Here is a 15,808-nt window from a genome sequence, read left to right on the forward strand (position 1 = left end):
CCTACTCCTGCACGTCGCGTTTCAACTCGGCCAGCAGCTCCAGCGCCTCCATCGGCGTCGTGGTGGCGACGTCGACCTCGGCCAGTCGGTCGCGGACGCTGGACGGAAGCGAATCGGTCACTCCCGCCTCCGAGTGGCCGTTCGAGGCGAACCGGTCCCCCCTCGCCTCCACGTCGAGCAGTTCGTGCGCCCGAGACACCACCGGATTCGGGACGCCCGCGCTCCGGGCGACTTCGACGCCGTAGGAGGCGCCGGCCGCGCCCTCGCGCAGTTCGTGCGAGAACGTCACCTCGCCGCCCGAACCGTCCGCGGCGAAGTGGAGGTTGCAAGCACGTTCGAGGGCCTCGGCCGTCGCCGTCAGTTCGTGGTGGTGCGTCGCGAACAGCGTGGTCGCGCCGACGGCGTCGTGGAGGTGTTCGGTGACCGCGCGGGCGATAGCCAGTCCGTCGGTGGTCGAGGTCCCCCGCCCGACCTCGTCGAGGAGGACGAGCGACTCGTCGGTGGCGCTCCGAAGGATGCTGGAGAGTTCGGTCATCTCGACCATGAACGTCGACTTGCCGCCGGCGATGTCGTCGCTCGCGCCGACGCGGGTGAACACGCGGTCGACGATGGGGAGCGACACGTCGGCGGCGGGGACGAACGAGCCGGCCTGCGCCAGAAGTTGAATGAGTGCGACCTGCCGCATGTACGTCGACTTCCCGGCCATGTTCGGCCCGGTGATGATCGCGATGGTGCCCGGGTCGAGGTCGGTGGGGTTCGGGGTGAAGGAGGGCTGGGTCCGTTCGACCACGGGATGGCGACCGCCCTCGATAGCGAAGCGGTCGCCGCCGATGCCGGGTCGAACGTAATCGCGTTCGGCGGCGACGGTGGCGAGCGACTGGAGCGCGTCGAGGCTGGCGATGGCGTCGGCCACGGTCTGCACGCGCTCGGTCTCCTCGGCGACCCGGGAGCGGAGGTCCACGAACAGCTGGTACTCGAGGTCGTCCGCGCGGTCCTCGGCGGTGACGATGGTCTCCTCGCGCTCTTTCAGTTCGGGGGTGACGAACCGCTCGCTGTTCTTCAGCGTCTGGCGACGCTGGTAGTCGTCGGGCACCGAATCGAGGTTCGGGTTCGTCACCTCGATGTAGTAGCCGTGGACCTGGTTGAACCCGACCTTGAGCGAGTCGATGCCCGTCCGTTCGCGTTCGCTCTGTTCCAGGGAGTCGATCCACGCTTTTCCCTCGCGCTCGGTCGCGCGCAACGAATCGAGGTCGTCGTCGTATCCCTCGCGGATGAGCCCGCCCTCGGTGAGTTCGATGGGGGGTTCGTCCTGCAGCGCGCGCCCGACGTGCTCGCGCAGGTCGTCCATCGTGTCGAGCCGGTCGCGGAGGTCACAGAGGAGCGTGGCCTCGGTCCCATCGAGCGCCTCGCGCAGGCCAGGCACCACGTCGAGGGTATCCTTCAGCGAGCGGAGGTCGCGCGCGTTCGCGCGACCCCGGGAGACCCGGGAGATGAGCCGCTCGATGTCGTAGACTGCGCGGAGGTCGTCGTGGAGTCGCTCTCTCGTCGAGACGTCGCCGACGAGTTCCTCGACGGCGTCGTGCCGGGCGACGATCTTGCTCTCGTCGAGCAGTGGCCGGCGAAGCCAGTCCTTGAGGCGGCGGGCGCCGAGCGCACACGCCGTCTCGTCTATCGTATCGAACAGCGTCGCACCGTCCTCGCCGTGAACCGCGCGGCGCTCGAACAGCTCCAGCGAGCGGAGCGCCACCGCGTCGAGCAGCAGGTACTCGCGGGGGTCGTAGCGCGTCAGGTGGTTGAGGTAGTCGAGCCGCTCGGCCTCGCCGGCGCGGGTGTACTCGGCGTACGCGAGCAGCGCCCCACACGCACGGATCTCGGGGTCGCTGGCGAGCAGGCCGTCGGGCGAGCCGAAGTACCGCGACACCTGCTCGCGGGCGGCGTCGAGGGCGAAGGCGTCCGGGCGGAACGGTGTCACCATCGTGTCGGCGTCGAAGATGTCCGTCGAGACGCCCGGCGCGACGACGGCCTCGGCCGGCGCGAAGCGGTCGAGTTCGTCTTCGACCGCCTCGCGGGCGCCACCCGTGGCGTAGAAGTCACCGGTCGACACGTCGAGGACGGCGAGTCCCAGTTCTCCATCCCCCTCGGCGACGCTCGCGACGAAGTTGTTGTCCTCGTCGAGGAACGCGTCCTCGGTGAGCGTCCCCGGCGTGACGATGCGGGTGACCGCACGGTCGACGACGCCCGTCGCCTCCGACGGGTCCTGCACCTGGTCGGCGATGGCGACCCGGTAGCCCGCGTCGAGCAGCGTCTCGATGTAGCTCTCGGCGTTGTCGATGGGGATACCCGACATCGGATACCGGCCCGTCGAGTCCTCACGTTTCGTGAGCGTGATTTCGAGCAGGCGGGCGGTGCGCTCCGCCGCGTCACAGAACGTCTCGTAGAAGTCCCCGACCTGAAAGAGCACGAGCGAGTCGGGATACTGCTCGCAGAGTTCGAGATACTGGGACATCATCGGCGTCAGCTCCTCGCGCTTCTCGGCCATCGCCTCCGGTGCGCCCAGCGCCGCGTCCATACCTCGCGGGAGCGTCTCGTGGGGGAAATAGTACACGGAACGTTCGACCCGCATAGCACGATTGCACTGTGTTCGCACAACTGCCGCAACGGTTTTTCGTCGCTGTCCCGTAGCTGGGGTGTGAACACCGCCAAACCCACTCGGCTGGCCGACGCCGCCGACCTGGACGCGTTCGTCGCCGACCACGACATCGCTCTCGTCGAGTTCTACACCGAGGGCTGTGCGATGTGTGCGGCGATGGAGCCGGTGCTGGGGACGGTCGCGAAAGCGACGGACGTGGCGGTCGGGATGGCGAACCCGCGCGACGACCCGCCGCTCGTCGAGCGGTTCGACGTGCGCTCGGTGCCCCTGCTGTTGCTGTTCCGCGATGGGGAGCTCGTCGCCCGCAAAGCCGAGGGGTTCCAGGGCGCGAGCGACGTGGTCGCGTTCCTCGAAGCGAACGCCCCGGTAACGGTCTCGTAACTCCCTTACCCCGGCGTTCGCGTGGAGTTATACACGTCACCCCCTGAGTCCCACCTGCTGGTCGCCACGGTGTCCCCCTGTCACCGTGGGCCCCGGGCATTTCCTCCTGCTGCTCCCGTCGTGCACGACACGCTCACGACGAGCGGTGACTTATCAGGCCGCCACCCGTACCGCGAGCAGAGATGAGCGAGCGCATCACGATCTACTCCGACTACGTCTGTCCGTTCTGTTACCTCGGCCGTGCGTCGCTGGAGCAGTATCAAGAGACACGCGACGACGAACTCGAAATCGACTGGCAGCCGTTCGATCTGCGGGCGCAGAAGCGCCGGCCCGACGGCAGCATCGACCACTCCGTCGACGATGGAAAGGACGACGACTACTTCGAGCAGGCGAAACAGAACGTCCAGCGACTCGCCGACGAGTACGACGTGGAGATGGCGCTCGACCTCTCCCGCGAAATCGACTCGTTCGACGCGCAGGTCGCCTCGTGGTACGTCAAAGGGCACTACCCGTACGAGACGTGGCTCGCCTTCGACGAGGCGATTCTGGCGGCGCTGTGGGAGGACGGTCGCGACATCGGCGACGTGGACGTGCTGGTGGACCTCGCCTCGAAGGTGGACATCGACGGCGACGAGGTTCGCTCCGCACTCGACGACGAGACGCTTCGCGAGGAACTGGAGGAGCAGTTCCGTGAGGCCCAGCAGTTCGGCATCACCGGCGTGCCGACGTTCGTCTACGACGAGTACGGGGCGCGGGGGGCGGTCCCGCCGGAACACCTCGAACGGCTGGTCGAGGGCACTGCCTGAACGCACGGTCCGAAACAGGGGGAGGTATTACGCCGGGGGCGTTCGAAGCCCCGGCAATGACCGAGCCCGCCATCGAGGCCGACGGCCTCGCCAAGCGCTACGGCGAGGTGACGGCGCTCGACGACCTGACGCTCGACGTGCCACGGGGGGAGCTGTTCGGCTTTCTGGGCCCCAACGGCGCGGGGAAGTCGACGACCATCAACATTCTGACGGGGCAGCTCGTCCCCGACGCCGGCACCGCGCGGGTGGCGGGCGTCGACCCCGTCGAGCACCCCGTGAAGGCGCGAGAGAAGGTCGGCATCCTCCCCGAGAGCGGTCGCCCGCCGTCGTTTCTCACGGTGCGCGAGTACTTCGACTTCGTCGCCGCCGCCAGGGGACTCACCGACATCGAGGGTCGCGTCGCGCGGTGGGCCGACCGCCTCGCCTTCGAGTCCAAGCTCGACACGCTCTGTACGGACCTCTCACAGGGAGAACGGCAGAAGGTGCTCATCACGCAGGCGTTCCTCCACGAGCCCGAAGTCGTGTTCATCGACGAGCCACTGACGAACCTCGACCCCATCATCCAGGAGCGCGCGAAGCGGTTCTTCCGGGCGTACGCCGACGACGGCAACACCGTCTTCCTGTCGACGCACTTCATCCCCGTCGCCCAGGAGATGTGCACGCGAGTGGCCATCATCAACCGGGGGCGCCTGCTGACGGAACTCGACCCCCGAGACATCGAGGAGGGGACGCTGCTCGACCGGTTCTTCGAGACGGTCGATAGCGACACCGCGAGCGAGGTGGCCGCGGACCCGTCGATGCCGGGGATGGCGGCCGAAGCTGACGGGGGCGTGCAGCGGGACGAATGAGCGTCTCCTACCGCTTCCTCTTCGACCAGATGGTCCGCGAGGAGTGGCGGATGCACTCGCGGCTGTTCGGCGGTCGCCGCTTCGCGCTGTTTCCGGCGTTTCTGACGCTCATCGCCGCCGGGACGGCGACGTTCTTCGCGTTCGCCGGCGCCGGCGAGGACACCCTCCTCGCGGGACTACACGTCGTCGTCGCGCTCGTCGGCCTCCAGGTCGGCAGTATCGGGCTCGTCGGCCGGGACGCCCTCGAGAACCTGCTGGGGGATACGACCCTGCTCATCTACTCGGCGCGCACCTTGCCCGTCTCGGAGCGCCGACTCCTGCTCGTGTTCGTCGTGAAGGACGTGGCCTACTACGCGATCCTGTTCATCGCGCCGCTCGTCGTCGGGACGCTTCCGCTGGTGGTGCTGGGTGGACTCGCCGCGAGCGAGATACCGATACTCCTCGTGACGGCGTGGCTCGCGTTCGCCTTCGGCGTCGGCCTCTCGCTGGCGCTCGTGGGGCTCGCCACGCGCTCACGGCTGGCGACGCTCGCCGTCCTGCTCGCCGTCCTCGCCGGTGGCGTCTTGCGACCGGACCTGCTCGTCGCGCTCACTCCCTACGGGCTGTTCCAGCGCGTCACGCCCGTGACCGTGGCCACGAGCGTGCTCCTTCCACTCGTCTTGGGTGCGGTCGGGATGGCGCTGTTTCAGTTCGACCGCCGGACGCCAGCGAGGACGGCGGCGAACCAGTTCCGCGCGCTCCACACCCGGCTCGGGAGCCGTGACCGACAGGGGCTGCTCACGAAGTCGCTACTCGACGTGGCGCGCTCGTCGGGCGGGCTCTGGAAGGTGCTGTTCTCACAGGGACTCGTCTTCGCGGTCATCGCCGTCCTCCTGCTCTACATCCCGGAGATCGTCCCCGTCCAGCCCTCGCCCGGACTCACGCTCTCGACGGTGCTGGCGCTCGGAGCGTTCACCACCTACAACTGGCTCTGCCAGTTCGAGGACGAGGACTTCTTCCTCACCTACCCCATCGAACTCGCCGCCGTCTTCCGGGCAAAGCTCCTCGGGTTCCTGATTCTGGGCGTGCCCTCGGGGCTGTTCTACCTCGCGCTCGGCACGCAGGTGTTCGGGCTCGGGACCGTCCTGCTGGGTGTCGCGGTCTACCTCCCGCTGTCGGTCTACGTGTTCGGCGTGACGGCGTACGTCGCCGGCCTTCGGCCGACGGAACTGCTGTTCGACACGCCCGTCTTCGCGCTGTTCACCGTGGCGATGATGGCCGCGCTCCTGCCGCTGGTCGTGCTGGCGATCGCCTACCCGCTCGACCCGGCGCTCGTAGGCGGGCTCTCGGTGGCTATCGCCGGGACCGCGGGCGGCGTCGGCTACGGGCTCTACCGACGAGCGGCGACGAAGTGGACGAGACGGGCGCGCCGTGGGGCGCTGTAACCCGAGTCAGCCCCGGTAGCGGAGCCCGAGGTAGACGACCGCGAAGACGACGAACAGCGCGACGTAGCCCCAGAGGACGGCCCAGAGTTCGACCGGTACGGTGTACGTGTTCGTGTACGAGAGCAGCCGGGCCGCGGACGCGCCGACGACGAGGACGACGGCGAACAGCGAGAGCGTGAGGTGGCTCGCGCGTCGTTCGAGCGCGCGGTCCCGCTCGTCGAACAGCGAGATGGAGGTGCCCTGCCAGACGGCGAGGAAGCCGAGGATGCCGAGCCAGTAGACCGTCTCGCCGACGAGCGGGTAGCCGAGCAGTTCGCGGAGTGTGAGACCGAGGAGGGTGCCGACGACGACGAAGCCGACCATCAGCCGACGGTACGAGCGTTGCCTGGAGAGCCGTCCTGTCGTGGGGGTTTCGGTGTGGGTCATGGGTGGGGGCGACCTTTGTAAAGCGTGCTTTACAGTAAAGGAGACTTTACACACTCACTTAAATCCATCGCCGATCCACTCCCCGGACCGGCAGTTTCTCCGTCCCTCGGCGTGAGCGGGGGATATGACCGGCGACGCTGGCGAGAGCGGCAAGGTCGACCGGACGTTCTTCGAGGAACACGTCCAGCCGCGACTCGGGGCAGAGCGCGACGACGTCCCGCTCGGGCCGAAACACGGCGTCGACTTCGGCGTCGTCGACGTGAACGGGACGGCGCTCGTCTGCGCCTGCGACCCGGTGTTCGTCCTCCCGGACCTCGGCTGGGAACGCGCCGCGTGGTTCGCGTTCCACATCCTCCTCTCGGACGTGGCGGTGTCCGGGCTCCCACCCACCCACCTCGCGGTGAACCTCAACCTCCCGCCCGACATGACCGACGAGGAGTTCGCGACGTTCTGGGAGGTGTTCGACCACGAAGCCCACGAGTTCGACGTGGCGTTCGTCACGGGCCACACCGCCCGCTACCCCGACGGCTCGTTCCCCACCATCGGCGGCGGGACCGCGATGGCCGTCGGCGACCACGACGACGTCGTGCGCCCGGACGGCGCCCGCCCCGGCGACGGCGTCATCGTCACGAAGGGGCCCGCCGTCGAGTCGACCGGCCTGCTCGCCACCCGGTTCGAGGACGCTCTCGCCGACGAGCCGTGGCTCGACGACGCCCTGAATCGCTTTCGAGATGCCTCGCCCGTGAAGGCCGCGCTCGTCGCGGCCGCCGCCGGCCCCGTGACCGCGATGCACGACGCCACCGAGCGCGGGTTGCTCAACGCCTTCCACGAGATGGCCGGCGCCGCCGACGTCGGGTTCGACGTCACCGCGAGCGACGTGCCCGTCCTGCCGGGGGTCATCGAGGCGTGCGACTTCTTCGACCTCGACCCGTGGACCGCCTCCAGCGAAGGGACGCTCGTCATCACCTGCGCCGCCGACGGCACCGAGCGCGTGCTCGACGCACTCGCCGACGAGAACATCCCCGCCGCCGAGGTCGGGAAGGTGACCAAAGGCGACGGCGTCACCATCGACGGCGAGGCGACCGACCCCCCGACGACGGACGGGCTGTGGCCCGCGATGGCGGCGTTCGCCGAGTCCATCGGCGAGCCGGGGGTATCGACGCGGTGACCCAGCCACGACCCGGAGGCCGGTAGCCGTGCGCCGACTCGCCCCCACCGACGCCCCGGTCGTGTGTACAGTCGGCGCGAGCGACCCCCGTGGTGCGACCGGCGTGGGAGCCGACCTGCAGACGGTCGCAGCACACGGGGCGTTCGGGACGAGCGTCACCACCGCCATCGGGGCCGAACCGATACACACCGTCCCCGTCGAAACGGTCGAGCTGCAACTCGATACCGTACTGTCACGGTTCGGTCCCGGGGCGGTGAAGCTCGGCCGGCTGCCGACGACCGAGACCATCGACCGCGTCGTCGCGGGCGTCGCCGAGGTGGACTGCCCGGTCGTCGTTGACCTCGCTGCCACTGCTCCGGTCGCAGCGGGAGCCGTCGACGACCTGCTCGCGGCGGCGACGCTCGCCACGGTGACCGCCGACGCAGCCGACGGCCTCACGGGCGTCCGACCCACTGACGAGGCAGGCCAGCGGCTCGCAGGACAGCGCCTGCTCACGAGGGGTGCCGACGCGGCCCTCGTGACGGGCTCCCGCTGCGGCGACGAGATACGGGATACGCTCGTCACGCCCGGCACCATCGAGTCGACCACGCACCCGTGTATCGACGCCGAGCCCGAGGGCGCGGGCGACGCGCTCACGGCCGCCATCGCGGCCCGGCTCGCGCTGGGCGAACCGCTGCCCGACGCGGTGGGCCGGAGTCTCGCGTTCGTCGAGCGCGCCGTGCGCTACGCCTACAACGCCGGGGAGACGCCCGTCGTCAACCACGCGGTCGACGCCCGTGACGACGCCGCACGCGACCGGGTTCGCGAGCAGGTCGCGGACGCCGTCGCGTGGTTCACCGACCGCGACGTGTCGCCCGTCGTCCCCGAAGTCGGCCTGCAGGTCGTCGGCGCGACGCCCCACGCCGAGTCGGCCGACGACTGTGCCGCGGTCGAGGGCCGCATCGTCCGGGTCCGCGATGGTGTCGACGCCATCCGAGGCGTGCGGTTCGGGGCGTCGACGCACGTCGCCGGCTTCCTGCTCGCCGCCCGCGAGCACGACCCTCGACTCCGCTACGCGGTGAACTGTCGGTTCGACGGCGAGGTGGCCGACGCGATGGACGCGCTCGGCTGGGACTGGGTAGTGTTCGACGGTGACGGTACGACGCCGAACCGCGAACGCGAAGCGAAGTGGGCGTTCGCCGGGCGCGAGAACCCACCCGTCGCCGTCGCTGACCGTGGCGGTGTCGGCGTCGAGCCGATGGTGAAAGTCGTCGGGGACGACCACCGACGGGTCGCGGAGCGCGTCGTGGCGCTCGCAGATGAACTCCGGTGAGCCGATTGGCTCGCAACGAATGAGTTCGGGATTGCTCACGAGTTCGGTCTCGACATCGGTATTGTGACCATCTCGAACGTCCCCCTTTCAGTCCCCCCAGCTCCGATAGACCAATCAAGTGTCGTGGGTGGGACTGAAAGGGGCCGGTCGCTCGGTGTGACGAGGCGATGCAAGCACCGCAGGTGTCGGCGCTCGGCGCCGACCCGAGGAGCACAGCGAGCCGAGTAGCCGAGCGACTGGGGGCTTTCGAGGTGGTGTCAGTACTGGTGTGCTGTCGCCACTCGACGCCATCTCATCTCCAACCTAGCGGACCGAAGGAGTGTTACGCCCGGGAGACTAGCCTTCAACCAATGGGAGTTCGCGAATCGGAACCGCTCGACGTGGCGACGCTCCGGGAGGATTTCCCCATCCTCGACCGCGAGTTCGACGGGACGCCGCTCGTCTATCTCGACAACGCGGCGACCTCACAGACCCCGACACGGGTCGTCGAGTCGCTCGTCGACTACTACTACGGCTACAACGCCAACGTCCACCGCGGCATCCACAACCTGAGCCAGGAGGCCTCCATCGCCTACGAGGAGGCACACGACACCGTCGCCGAGTTCGTCGGTGCCTCCGGACGAGAGGAGCTCGTCTTCACGAAGAACACGACGGAGGCGATGAACACCGTCGCGTACGCCTGGGGGCTGAACGAACTCGGGCCGGGAGACGAGGTCGTCCTCACCGAGATGGAGCACCACGCCTCGCTGGTGACGTGGCAACAGATCGCCAAGCGGACCGGCGCCGAGTGCAAGTACATCCCGATCACCGACGACGGCTACCTCGACATGGACGCCGCCGCGGACCTGATTACCGACGACACGCGGATGGTGTCTGTCGTCCACGTCTCGAACACGCTCGGGACGGTGAACCCGGTCGCGGACCTCGCGGACCTCGCACACGACCACGGCGCGTACATCTTCGTCGACGGCGCGCAGTCGGTCCCGCACCGCCCGGTCGACGTGCAGGCGATGGACTGCGACTTCTTCGCGTTCTCGGGCCACAAGATGTGCGGCCCGACGGGCATCGGCGCACTGTACGGCAAACAGCACATCCTCGAGGAGATGGAGCCGCACCTCTACGGCGGCGACATGATTCTCAAGGTCACCTTCGAGGAGTCGAAGTGGAACGAGCTGCCGTGGAAGTTCGAGGCCGGCACGCCGAACATCGCCGACGGCATCGCGTTCGCCGAGGCCTGTGACTACCTCGACGACATCGGGATGGAACAGGTCAAGACGCACGGCGAGGCGCTGACGCAGTACGCCTACGACCGCCTGTCGGAACACGACGACGTGGAGATCTACGGCCCACCGGCCGACGACCGTGGTGCGGTCGTCGCGTTCAATCTCGACGGCGTCCACGCGCACGACCTCTCGTCTATCGTCAACGACTACGGGGTCGCCATCCGCGCCGGTGACCACTGTACGCAGCCGCTCCACGATGTCCTGGGAGCGAGCGCCTCCGCCCGCGCGTCGTTCTACCTCTACAACACCGAAGCAGAGGTCGACGTGCTCGTCGACGCCGTCGACGAGGCGCGACAGCTGTTCGCGTGAGTCGAGCAGCCGTCTAACTTACTCCGCGCCGAAGCCGACTGTCTTCGCGTCCGCGGCACACCGGTCGACAGCCGCGTCGAGGTCGAAGTCGGCGACGAGTTCGCCGTCCTCGATGACGGGTTTCAGCAGCGGCTCGCCGTCGGTCGGCCCCGGTCGGTCCGCGAGCGCGACCACGTGGTCGCCATCCGGCGTCCGGTACACCTGTTTCGTCCCCGAGAGCTTCCCGCGTTTCGCGGCGGGCTCGCCGTCCACCTCGACGATGTCGAGCGCGAAGTCGACGGGGTCGGCGTTCGAGATGTACGAGCCGACGCCGAAGCCGTCCGCGACGTCGTGGAGGTCGCGGACGCGCTGGGCGGTGAGCCCCCCGGAGACGAACACGCCCACGTCGTCGAAGCCGTTGGCGTCGAGTTCCCAGCGCACCTCCCGGATGATGTGGCGGAAGTCTCCTCGGCGAGAGCCGGTGGTGTCGAGCCGAACCGACTCCAGCGAGTCGATGGTCTCGGCGGCGCGGACGGCCTCGTCCTTCTCGTCGCTGTAGGTGTCGACGAGCGCGACGCGCGGCACCTCGGGGTCGACGTGTTCGTCGAACGCCTGCCACGCCTGCTCCTGATTCCCGCGGCCGAAGCAGATTATCAGGGCGTGGGGCATCGTGCCGCTGGGTTCTCTCCCTAATATCTCGCCCGCGGCGACGTGCGAGATGCCGTCCATCCCGCCGACGAGCGCGGCGCGTTCGAGCGCCGCCGCGGTCGACGGGTGGACGTGGCGGGCGCCGAAGGAGATGGCCGGCTTCTCGCCCGCGGCAGTCGCGACCTCGCGGGCGGCCGTCGCGTGCCCGCTCGCCGGCGAGAGAAATCCCAGCAGCGAGGTTTCGAGTTCCGCGAACGCGAGATAGTCGCCCTCCATGCGCATGACGGGTCCACCGTCGAACAGCGTGCCCTCCGGCAGGGCGTGGACGGTCACGTCACGGCCGTCGAGGAGGTGGGCGGCGTCCTTCACGCCCGCGAACACCTCGAAATCGCCATCCGGGAACTGGTCGGCCGTCACCTCGGCGACGATGTGGGGGTTCTTCCCCGCGCCCTCGAGCGCCTCGCGGGTGCGTCGGAAATAGGCATCCGTGGCTCGCCCCTCGCGGATGGCGTCGGGCGAGACGATGTCGAACATACCCGAGAGTCGGTTGCGGAGGGAAAAAACCCTCCGTCACGCCCGCCGGCGCGGGGCTCAGCCGTGGACGCGGGAGAGGGCAGCCACGGAGGGCGCGTTCACGATGACGACGGTGTCGCCGTAGCGCGTCACCCGAAAGGCGTCACCGAAGGGGTCCGTCTCGGGGACGACGAACACGTTCTCGCGGGGGACCGTGGCGTCCCGGTTGCGGAGCGCGCGGACGTAGCCGCCGCGGAACTCGCGGGCGTCTTCCTTCGAGTCGAACGTCACCTTCCAGACGTAGCCCCCGTGCGTGCCGTTCGTGTACGGGACGAGCGCGTCGCCGTCCCAGCCCGCCGAGAGCGGGTGGCTGTAGTTGTACGGCGTCCGCGAGCGGTCGATCTGTCCGTTCGCCCAGAACGTCGCGTAGATGGAGGCCTCGCCGACCGTGTCGGTCTGCTGGTCGAGATCGAAACGGTGCCAGTCACCGTTCGAGCGGTCGGCCACCGAGACGTTCGTCGGGACGTCGTCGGGGTACTTCTCGGGGTGGATGACCTGCTCGGTCGACTGCGGGATGTTGTCGTACGCCTCGTTGACCTTCGACCAGTCGCCGCCGCCGCGCGTCCGAAGCTCCTCGACGAGCGCCGGCCCCTCCGAGTACGGCGTGAAGATGGTGAGGAACACGCCGAAGTTGAAGTCGGTGGGCGTGCCACCCTGACTCCCCTCCGGACGGGCCAGACAGGACCACTCGGCGCCACATCGCCGGTCGTACAGCTCCTCGACGAGGTTCGCGTCACCCTCGATGAGCCCGTCCTCGGCGAGCTGAGCGTCCTGTGTGGTCGCGCCACCCGAGAGCGTGAAGTGCTGGTCCTGCAGCGCGTGCATCAGCTCGTGGGCGAGCGTCCGGGTGTTGAGCTGCGGCGTTTCCGAATCCGAGATGAGGACGATCTCGTCGCGCGCCGGCGAGTAGAACCCCTGGACCGAGGAGCCGAAGATGGTGTCGAACGTCGCCGACACCTCGCGGTCCTCCCCGACCAACAGCAGCGCCTCCCACACCTGGTTGTTCCACGCCTCGTACGCCGCCGACGAGTTCGACGACCCGCCGGAGCGCGACTGGTACTCCTGGCGGGAGATGACCTCGACCGGGACGCGCTGTTCGAACTCGAGGTCCCGAACGACCTCGACACGCGCCATCGTGCGGGCGACGACCGCCCGGCGCTCGGTCGCGTTCAGCCCGTCGTCGGTCGTGACGTTCAGCGGGTCGTCGTACCAGTAGCCGTCCTCGAAGCCGATGGTGTCGCCGCCCGGCGGCGGGTCTCGGGCGCCGAACCCCACATCACCGATGGCCGAACAGCCGGTCGAGACGACGAGCAGGGCGACGGCGAGCGTGGCGACCCCCCGTCTCACGCTCCCCCACCGTAGACGTCGTCGAGGGCCGACTCGGAGGGTGCGTTCACGATGGTGACGGTGCTCCCGTCGACGGTGACGCGGAAGGCGTCGGCGTAGGGGCCGTCGGCGATGCGGTAGACCGTCGTGTCACCCGACGTGGAGACCTGCGTGCCGCCGTAGTGAGAGAGCAGGCGACCGTAGCCCTCGGCGAACTCCTGGGCCTCCGCCGAAGAGTTCCACGCGATCTTCCAGACGTACCCCGTCTCTTCGCCGTTCGCGTAGACGTGCATCCGGTCGTTCTCGTAGCCGCTCACGTACGCGAAGCCGTAGTTGAACGGGTCGGTGCGGTTCACCTGCCCGTCCTCGAGGTTGAGGAACTCCTGTGGCTGGACGACGCGACTGCTGTTCTGGTCGTCGTACAGCGTGTACGCGAACATCGCGGTCAGTCCGGACTGGCCGAGGCTGGCGTAGTCGGGGCGGGAGCTCCCGTCCGGGCGGGTGCCGGGACGGACGCGCTCCCAGCCGTTCGACGTGCGGTCCTCGAACGTCACGTCCATCGGTGGGCCCGAGCCGTACTGTTCGGGGAACACCACGTGGGCGTCGGAGGTCGGCACCGCGGCGTACAGCTCGTTCACCCGCTCCCAACCGCCCTGCTTTCGGTAGTAGTCGACGAAGCCGGGGCCGTCGCTGTACGGGAAGTAGTTGAGGATGTAGACGCCGAGGTGGAACTCGCCGCCACCGCCGCCCCCACCAGAGGGCGCGGGGAGACACTCCCACTCCGCACCACACCGCTGCTCGTAGCGGTACTGGACGAGGTTGGCGTCACCCTCGATGAGCCCGTTCTGGGCGTTGTACTGCATCCGCGTCTCCGCGCGGTACGACGAGAGGTTGTAGTACTGGTCCTGAAGGGCGTGGACGAGTTCGTGGCCGAGCGTCCGCTCGCCCGGGAGGTCCGGGGTGTCGCCTTCGGTGATGATGACGATGGTGTCGTTGCGCGGCGAGTAGAACCCGAGGACAGAGGAGCCGCGGTTGGTGTTCTGGACGTCGAGCGAGTCGGTGTCCTCGCCGATGAGGAACATCGCCTCGAACTTCGCGTTGTCGAACTGGCTGAACGCCGTCGACGTCGCGCCGGACTGGGAGAACGAGCTGTTTCGGTACTCGGCCCGGGAGATGATCTCGACCGGGACGCGTTCCTCGAACTCCAGTTCGCGGACGACCTCGACGCGCGCCATCGCGCGGGCGACGACCGCCCGGCGCTCCGACTCGTTGAGGCCGTCGTCGCGAGTGAGCTGGAGCGTCTCGTTCGCCCAGTAGCCGTCTTCCCACCCAAGCACGTCCGTCTCGGGGTCGGGCGGGGAGACGACGGCCGCGGGCGTCGCGGTGCTCGTCGGCGTCGGGTCGGCGCCGGGGGTCGCGGTCGGTTCGGCCGTCGCCGTCGGGGAGTCGACCCCACCGAGCGGGGCACCGGGGGCGGAGTAGCCGACGCTACACCCCGCGAGGACGGTGAGGAGGGCGAGACTCAGTACCGCGAGCGTGCGCATACCCCCCAAGAGGACGCGAAGTGGCAAAAGTATCCCCGTCGCGGACCAACCGTTTTGCCCCACCGCGACGAACGACCGCCCATGTTCGACCCCGACTCGACCGCGGTCGTCGTTGTGGACATGCAAAAGGGGTTCTGTCACCCCGACGGCTCGCTGTACGCTCCCGGCAGCGAGGCGGCCATCGAGCCCTGTGCCGAACTCGTCGCCCGCGCGAGGGAGGCGGGCGCGGGCGTCGTGTTCACGAAGGACGTCCATCCCCCGGAGCAGTTCGACGAGACCCACTACTACGACGAGTTCGACCGCTGGGGCGAGCACGTCGTCGAGGGGACGTGGGAGACCGACGTCGTCGACGGGCTCGCCGTCGAGGACGCCCACGTCGTGGAGAAACACACGTACGATGCGTTCCACCAGACGGACCTCGACGGCTATCTGGAGAGCCACGGCATCCACGACCTCCTCATCTGCGGGACGCTCGCGAACGTCTGTGTCCTGCACACGGCGGGCTCCGCGGGGTTGCGCGACTACCGGCCGGTACTCGTCGAGGACGCCATCGGCGCCATCGAGGACGGCCACAAGGAGTACGCGCTGGAGCACGCCGACTGGCTGTTCGGTGAGGTCAGCGCGCTCGACGACGTGGCGTTCGCGTGAGCATGCGCCTCCGCCGTGCCACGAACGCCGACGCGGCTTCGCTGGTCGCCCTCCACGAGCGGGCGCTGCGCGACGCGGGCACCGACCCCGCGGACGTGCCGGGCAACGACGACCTCCAGGCGGTCGAGCAGACGTTTCTCGACGTGGGTGGGGAGTTCCTGGTCCTCGAGGACGGCGACGACGCGGTCGCGATGGGTGGCTACCGACCCGTCGACGACGACACCGTCGAGCTGTTCCGTATCGCCGTCACCCCCGAGCGCCAGCGGCAGGGGCTCGGCCGCCGCATCGTCGACACGCTGGAGCGGCGCGCCCGCGTCCACGAGTACGAGCGCGTGGTACTGGAGACGGTCGTCGAGCAGACGGCTGCAGCCGAGTTCTACCCCGCACGCGGATACGAGGAGACGTATCGAGGGGCGACCGAGAGCGGGAACTACACCCTCCTGCGGTTCGAGAAGGCGCTGTGAGGTGACCACGAGTTCGTGA

Annotated in this window: 14 protein-coding genes; 9 read left to right on the forward strand and 5 right to left on the reverse strand. The window is 68.8% G+C overall.

The annotated features are described in order from the left end of the window. Window position 1: 1 nt before the first annotated feature. Window positions 2-2,569, reverse strand: a complete 2,568-nt coding sequence (gene mutS / locus NL126_RS06240) for a DNA mismatch repair protein MutS (protein ID WP_255198061.1) — start codon at window positions 2,567-2,569, stop codon at window positions 2-4. Window positions 2,570-2,689: 120 nt separating this feature from the next. On the opposite strand from mutS, the gene NL126_RS06245 reads away from it, so the two are divergent. The 4 genes from NL126_RS06245 to NL126_RS06260 all read left to right on the forward strand — a co-directional run bounded on the left by NL126_RS06245 (window position 2,690) and on the right by NL126_RS06260 (window position 6,109). Continuing rightward, complete coding sequence (locus tag NL126_RS06245; RefSeq protein ID WP_255198062.1) at window positions 2,690-3,031, forward strand: thioredoxin family protein; 342 nt, start codon at window positions 2,690-2,692, stop codon at window positions 3,029-3,031. A 182-nt stretch (window positions 3,032-3,213) separates the two neighbouring features. After that, window positions 3,214-3,837, forward strand: a complete 624-nt coding sequence (locus NL126_RS06250; protein WP_255198063.1) for a DsbA family oxidoreductase — start codon at window positions 3,214-3,216, stop codon at window positions 3,835-3,837. A 56-nt stretch (window positions 3,838-3,893) separates the two neighbouring features. Beyond that, the gene (locus tag NL126_RS06255; RefSeq protein ID WP_255198064.1) at window positions 3,894-4,685 is read left to right on the forward strand and encodes an ABC transporter ATP-binding protein; all 792 of its coding nucleotides are present in this window, start codon (window positions 3,894-3,896) and stop codon (window positions 4,683-4,685) included. Beyond that, window positions 4,682-6,109 (forward strand): hypothetical protein, encoded by a 1,428-nt coding sequence (locus NL126_RS06260; protein ID WP_255198065.1) that lies wholly within the window; start codon window positions 4,682-4,684, stop codon window positions 6,107-6,109. Before NL126_RS06255 ends, NL126_RS06260 begins: the two co-directional genes overlap by 4 nt. Before the next feature lie 6 nt (window positions 6,110-6,115). On the opposite strand, the gene NL126_RS06265 is transcribed toward NL126_RS06260, so the two are convergent. Then, the gene (locus tag NL126_RS06265; protein WP_255198066.1) at window positions 6,116-6,535 is read right to left on the reverse strand and encodes a DUF2178 domain-containing protein; all 420 of its coding nucleotides are present in this window, start codon (window positions 6,533-6,535) and stop codon (window positions 6,116-6,118) included. A 124-nt stretch (window positions 6,536-6,659) separates the two neighbouring features. Between NL126_RS06265 and NL126_RS06270 the strand changes: the two genes are divergently transcribed. The 3 genes from NL126_RS06270 to NL126_RS06280 all read left to right on the forward strand — a co-directional run bounded on the left by NL126_RS06270 (window position 6,660) and on the right by NL126_RS06280 (window position 10,607). Further along, the gene (locus NL126_RS06270; RefSeq protein WP_255198067.1) at window positions 6,660-7,703 is read left to right on the forward strand and encodes an AIR synthase family protein; all 1,044 of its coding nucleotides are present in this window, start codon (window positions 6,660-6,662) and stop codon (window positions 7,701-7,703) included. Window positions 7,704-7,731: 28 nt separating this feature from the next. Further along, window positions 7,732-9,015, forward strand: a complete 1,284-nt coding sequence (locus tag NL126_RS06275) for a thiamine-phosphate synthase family protein (protein WP_255198068.1) — start codon at window positions 7,732-7,734, stop codon at window positions 9,013-9,015. A gap of 350 nt (window positions 9,016-9,365) precedes the next feature. Further along, on the forward strand, window positions 9,366-10,607 hold the full coding sequence (locus NL126_RS06280; protein ID WP_255198069.1) for an aminotransferase class V-fold PLP-dependent enzyme: 1,242 nt from the start codon (window positions 9,366-9,368) through the stop codon (window positions 10,605-10,607). Window positions 10,608-10,625: 18 nt separating this feature from the next. On the opposite strand, the gene NL126_RS06285 is transcribed toward NL126_RS06280, so the two are convergent. The 3 genes from NL126_RS06285 to NL126_RS06295 are packed head-to-tail and all read right to left on the reverse strand — an operon-like array spanning window position 10,626 to window position 14,677. Further along, entirely contained in the window at window positions 10,626-11,768 is a 1,143-nt protein-coding gene (locus NL126_RS06285; RefSeq protein ID WP_255198070.1) for a nicotinate phosphoribosyltransferase, read from the reverse strand. Window positions 11,769-11,825: 57 nt separating this feature from the next. After that, window positions 11,826-13,154, reverse strand: a complete 1,329-nt coding sequence (locus NL126_RS06290; protein WP_255198071.1) for an Hvo_1808 family surface protein — start codon at window positions 13,152-13,154, stop codon at window positions 11,826-11,828. Beyond that, complete coding sequence (locus NL126_RS06295; protein WP_255198072.1) at window positions 13,151-14,677, reverse strand: Hvo_1808 family surface protein; 1,527 nt, start codon at window positions 14,675-14,677, stop codon at window positions 13,151-13,153. Before NL126_RS06295 ends, NL126_RS06290 begins: the two co-directional genes overlap by 4 nt. An 81-nt stretch (window positions 14,678-14,758) precedes the next feature. On the opposite strand from NL126_RS06295, the gene NL126_RS06300 reads away from it, so the two are divergent. Further along, the gene (locus NL126_RS06300; protein WP_255198073.1) at window positions 14,759-15,325 is read left to right on the forward strand and encodes a cysteine hydrolase family protein; all 567 of its coding nucleotides are present in this window, start codon (window positions 14,759-14,761) and stop codon (window positions 15,323-15,325) included. Window positions 15,326-15,327: 2 nt separating this feature from the next. Continuing rightward, a complete protein-coding gene (locus NL126_RS06305; protein ID WP_255198074.1) occupies window positions 15,328-15,789 on the forward strand; it encodes a GNAT family N-acetyltransferase in 462 nt (153 codons plus the stop codon). The last annotated feature ends 19 nt before the right edge of the window (window positions 15,790-15,808 follow it).

The sequence above is a fragment of the Halorarius litoreus genome, from assembly GCF_024362405.1.
GTDB lineage: Archaea > Halobacteriota > Halobacteria > Halobacteriales > Haloarculaceae > Halorarius > Halorarius litoreus.